Source organism: Falsiroseomonas sp. RANM36 (genome assembly GCF_056682175.1).
This window is the reverse complement of the sequence record NZ_JBWXTD010000003.1, coordinates 926,848-931,654: the sequence shown is the minus strand read 5'-3', so window position 1 is coordinate 931,654 and position 4,807 is coordinate 926,848. Positions and strand designations below refer to the sequence as shown.

Below are 4,807 nucleotides of genomic sequence, written 5' to 3'. Positions count from 1 at the left end.
CGCGGCGCGGCGGGTAGTCGCCCCGCGGCGGATAGTCGCCGCGGGCGGGCGGTGCGGCCGGGCGCGACGGCGGGGCCTGCGGCGCCATGCGCGGCGTCTCGGCGGCGGGCGGGGCCGCGGCGACGGGCTGCATGTCGGCGCCGCGCGGCGGCTCGGCCTCTACGGGCGCGGCCTGTGGCTCCGGCGCGCGCTCGGCCGCGGGCGGGGCGCGGCGCGCCGCCGCCGCGGCATGGGCAGCCTCCTCGGCGGCCTCGGCGCGACGGCGATCCTCCTCCTCGGCGCGGCGGGCCGCTTCCTCCGCGGCGGAGCGCACCATCAGCGCCTGGCGCTCGCGCTCCTCGCGTTCCCGATGGGCCTGGGCCTTGCGCTGTTCATCGAGCACGCGCTGGCGCGTGGCGATCTCCGCCTGCGTCAGCGGGCGCCCGCCGGTCCCGGCCTTGCCGGACTGGGCGGACCCGCCCGCGGCAGGCTTGGCGCCGGGCGCGCCGGGCTTCGCCGCCGGGCCGGTCACGCCCGGCTTGGCAGCCGGCGCGCCGGGCGCCGGGCGCTTCTTCAGCACCTCCACCTGCACGACCTTGCTCCGGCCATGGCTGAAGGACTGGCGCACGCTGCCGGCATCCACTGTCTTGCCCAGGTCGAGGCGCCCGCCCGGCCGGAGCGAGAGCCGGCCCTTGCCTGCATCCTGGTCGTTCTGGTCGCTCATCCGCCGATCCGAACCCGATCTCTTCCAATCAAACCTATGCGCCGGCCGCGCCATCGCGGCCGTCGTCGCTCGCGTCCGGTCGGGCGCGATCCTCCGCCGGGTCCCCGCCCGGCTTGCGGGAACCGCGCGAGGGCGCGGTGCCCGACGAAGGGGTCACCCCCTCCAGCCTCGCGGCCTCCGCCGCGATCCTTTCCGCCAGCCGCCCGGGGGCGATGGCGACATGCACGGCCCGGTCCCGGCCGAAGACCGCACCGAGCGCGGCCGCATCCAGTGGCGCCACCCCCGCCCCCGGCCGGGGGCCGACCAGCCTGGCCTTCTCGGCCGGGCTGCCATCCGCCGCCTGCCCCAGCAGACCCGCGCGGCCCGCCTGCAGCCATTCCCGGGCCGCCTGCCAGCCGCTGACCGCCTGCCCCGCGCGCCGCGCGAAGCCGACAAGGTCCCGGATGCGCCCCCGCAGGCCATCCTCGATCGTCGCGCGAAGGTCGGGGGGCACACGCCCCTCGCCGCGGGCGGCCGTCGCAAAGGCCCCGCGGCGCGCCGCCTGTTCTATCACATCGGCCTTGGCGCTCAACCACATTCCCCGCCCCGGCAGTCGTTCCGCGAGATCCGGGATCACTTTCCTGTCGGGGCCGAGCACGAAGCGGATCATCGCCTCCTTCGCCTGCCGCTCGCGCGTGACCAGGCAGCGCCGGAACGGCCCGCGTTCCGGCTCGTCCGCCTCCGGCCCGGAAAGAGGCTCAGCCTGCGCGTTCGTCGTCAGCCTCCCCGTCCTCGCCCGTCCCGTCGCCGGGCGCTTCGTCCTCGCCGGCCTCGTCCCCGGCCGCCTCGTCCTCGCCCGCCGTCTCGAGCGGCTCGTCGCCGAACCAGCCCGCGGCCTGGCGCGCGGCCATGATGATCGCGTTGGCGCTCTCCTCGTCCACCGTCTCGGTGCCGAGGATCTCCACCAGCTCGTCGCCGGCCAGGTCCGCCAGGTCCTCGAGCGTCTTCACGCCCTTCTCGCCGAGTTGCACCAGCATCTGCGCCGAGAAGCCGCCCACCTCGGCGACGCTGTCCTCCACGCCCATCTCGCGGCGCTTCTCGTCGAACTCGGCGTCGCGCTTCTCCAGGAAGGCGGCGGCGCGGCGCTTCAGCTCGGCGGCGATGTTCTCGTCGAAGCCCTCGATCCCGGCCAGCTCCTCGTCCTCGACCGAGACGATCTCCTCGATCGAGCCGAAGCCCTCCGTCACCAGCAGGCCGGCGATCACGTCGTCGACGTCGAGGCCTTCCACGAACAGCCCGCTGCGCTTGCGGAAATCCTCCTGCCGGCGCTCCGATTCCTCGGCTTCCGTCAGGATGTCTATGTCGTAGCGCGTCAGCTGCGATGCAAGGCGCACATTCTGCCCACGGCGGCCGATGGCGAGCGAAAGCTGGTCGTCCGGCACCACCACCTCGCAGCGGCGGCCGTCCTCGTCCAGCACCACCTTGGTCACCTCGGCGGGCGCCAGCGCATTGACGATGAAGGTGGCGCTGTCGGGCGACCAGTTGATGATGTCGATCTTCTCGCCCTGCAGCTCCTGCACCACCGCCTGCACGCGCGACCCGCGCATGCCGACGCAGGCGCCGACCGGGTCGATGGAGCTGTCGCGCGAAATCACCGCCATCTTGGCGCGGCTGCCGGGGTCGCGGGCCACCGCCTTGATCTCGATGATGCCGTCATAGATCTCCGGCACTTCCTGCGCGAAGAGCTTCGCCAGGAACCCCGGGTGCGTTCGGGAAAGGAAAATCTGCGGGCCGCGCGGCTCCTCGCGCACGTCGTAGATGTAGGCGCGCACGCGGTCGCCGTTCTTGAAGGCCTCGCGCGGGATCGTCTCGTCGCGGCGCAGCAGCGCCTCGGCGCGGCCGAGATCCACCATCAGGTTGCCGTACTCGGTGCGCTTGACGATGCCGTTGATGATCTCGCCCACGCGGTCCTTGTACTCGTGGAACTGCTTGGACCGTTCCACCTCGCGCACGCGCTGCACGATCACCTGCTTGGCGGTCTGCGCGGCGATGCGGCCGAAATCGATCGGCGGCAGCGGGTCCACGATGAACTCGCCCGTCGCGATGCCCGGGCGGATCTTCTGGGCGATGCGCAGCGGGATCTGGGTGGCCTCGTTCTCCACCGGCTCCGCCTCCACCACCTCCGTCCAGCGGGAGAGCTTCACCTCGCCGGTCTTGCGGTCGATGACGGCGCGGATGTCCTTCTCGTGCCCGTACTTGGCGCGGCCGGCCTTCTGGATGGCCTGCTCCATCGCCTCGAGCACCTCCTCGCGCTCGATCATCTTCTCGCGCGCGACGGCGTCGGCGACCTGCAGCAGTTCGGGGCGTGCAATGGCGACGTCGAGGGCCATGTCAGTGTTCCCTGGGTTCGGCCGCGGTGGCGGCGATCAGTTCATCGGTCAGCACCAGCTTCGCCTTGCGGATGTTCCCGCGCGGGAAGCTTTCTTCCGTCCCGTCCTCCAGCCGCAACCGGGCGGTGGCCGCGTCCGCGCCCAGCGCGACGCCGCGAAAGCGCTTGCGCCCGTTCTGCGGCACGACCAGCTCGACGGTCGCGACATGCCCGGCGTAGCGGTTCCAGTCCTTGGCGCGGGTGAGGGGACGGTCGATCCCGGCGGAGGAAACCTCCAGCGTCCACTCGCCGCGGATCGGATCCTCCACGTCGAGCACGGCGCCGATCACATGGCTGATCGCCTCGCAATCCTCCACGCGGAACGGCGCCTGGTCGGCGCGGTCGGCCATGATCTGGACGACCGGGCGTTCCTTCCCGCTGACCTGCACGCGGACCAGCTCGTAGCCCATCTGGCGCAGGCTCGGCACGATGGTGGCCGCGATCCGCGCCTCCAGCCCCTCATGGTGGGGCAGGTCGTCATCGGGCGGCGGGGCGGCGGCGGTCGGGTCCATGGGTCCGGGGCGGTGTGAACCGGCCTGAGGCCGGGCCAAACAAAAAGGGCGGCCCTTTTGGGGCCACCCTCCGTGCAAGGCGGAAAGTTTTCTGACGTGAGAGATAGCGCGGCCGACATGGCCGCACAAGGGGCAGCGTGATCAGTCGTAGCGGAGGTCAATCGCCTTGCCCCCGAAGATCCGCCAGGCCAGCACCGTGTAGAGCAGGATCACCGGCAGCACGAACAGCGCGCCCACCAGGATCAGCGAGAGGCTTTCCGGTGCGCTCGCCGCCTGGAACAGCGTCAGCCGCTCCGGCACCACATAGGGGAAGAACGACCAGGCGAGGCCGGCGAAGGAGAGGCAGAACAGCCCGACCGCCGCCCAGAAGGGCACGCGCCGCAGCGCATCGCCCGGCAGCGGCATGTGCCGCAGAAGCGAGAACAGGCCGAGGATCAGCGCCCCCGTCGCCAGCGGCAGCGGCGCCAGCAGCAGCAGGTTCGGCATCTCGAACCAGCGCGCCAGGATGCGCGGCGAGGCCAGCGGGGTCGCCAGCGAGACGCCGACGATCCCCCCCGCCACCACCCAGAGCGTCCGCCGCGCCCACAGCACCGCGCGCTTCTGCAGGTCGCCCTCCGTCCGCCAGATCAGCCAGCAGGCGCCGATGAAGGCATAGGCCGCCGCGACGCCGAGCGCCGAGAGCGCGGCGAAGCCGAGCGCCTGCACGCTCTCGTCGAAGCCGAGCACGTAGCGCCCGAGCATCCAGCCCTGCGTCAGCGCCGCCAGCGCCGAGCCGCCGATGAAGGCGTGGTCCCAGCGCCGCTTGTGGACCGGCGTCGCGGCCTTGGCGCGGAACTCGAAGGCGACGCCGCGCAGGATCAGCCCGGCCAGCATCAGCGCCACCGGCAGGTAGAGCGCGGTCAGCACCATGCCATGCGCGGTGGGGAAGGCGACCAGCAGCAGCCCGACGCCGAGCACCAGCCAGGTCTCGTTGGCATCCCAGAAGGGCCCGATCGAGGCCACCATCCGGTCGCGCTCGGCCTCGTCCGGCGTCGCCTGCATGAGCAGCCCGACGCCGAGGTCGAAGCCGTCCAGCACCACATAGGCCAGGATGGAGATCGCCATCAGCGCGGCGAAGACCAGCGCCAGCGTGTCGGCGGGCAGGAAGGGCGTCATCGAGTCCTCTCCCGCGTTGCCGCCTGCGCG

Annotated in this window: 5 protein-coding genes; all 5 read right to left on the bottom strand. The window is 72.5% G+C overall.

What is annotated here, in order from left to right; all coding sequences use genetic code 11:
• Positions 1-703, bottom strand: a 703-nt coding sequence (locus AC1MIR_RS09280; protein WP_480027884.1) for a translation initiation factor IF-2 associated domain-containing protein, incomplete at its 3' end; no start/stop codon positions are given.
• Positions 704-737: 34 nt separating this feature from the next.
• The gene (locus AC1MIR_RS09275) at positions 738-1,463 is read right to left on the bottom strand and encodes an RNA-binding protein (RefSeq protein ID WP_480028732.1); all 726 of its coding nucleotides are present in this window, start codon (positions 1,461-1,463) and stop codon (positions 738-740) included.
• Positions 1,441-3,072, bottom strand: coding sequence for a transcription termination factor NusA (nusA, locus tag AC1MIR_RS09270; protein WP_480027883.1), 1,632 nt, complete (start codon positions 3,070-3,072; stop codon positions 1,441-1,443). The genes AC1MIR_RS09275 and nusA overlap by 23 nt, the downstream gene beginning before the upstream one ends.
• 1 nt (position 3,073) lies before the next feature.
• A complete protein-coding gene (gene rimP / locus AC1MIR_RS09265) occupies positions 3,074-3,622 on the bottom strand; it encodes a ribosome maturation factor RimP (protein WP_480027882.1) in 549 nt (182 codons plus the stop codon).
• 141 nt (positions 3,623-3,763) lie between these two features.
• Positions 3,764-4,807: cytochrome d ubiquinol oxidase subunit II (locus AC1MIR_RS09260; protein WP_480027881.1), on the bottom strand; the 1,044-nt coding region annotated here is incomplete at its 5' end.

Bases quoted from the DNA above. Each gene is read 5' to 3' on its own strand.
- nusA (WP_480027883.1), bottom strand. From the start codon at position 3,072: ATGGCCCTCGACGTCGCCATTGCACGCCCCGAACTGCTGCAGGTCGCC.
- rimP (WP_480027882.1), bottom strand. From the start codon at position 3,622: ATGGACCCGACCGCCGCCGCCCCGCCGCCCGATGACGACCTGCCCCAC.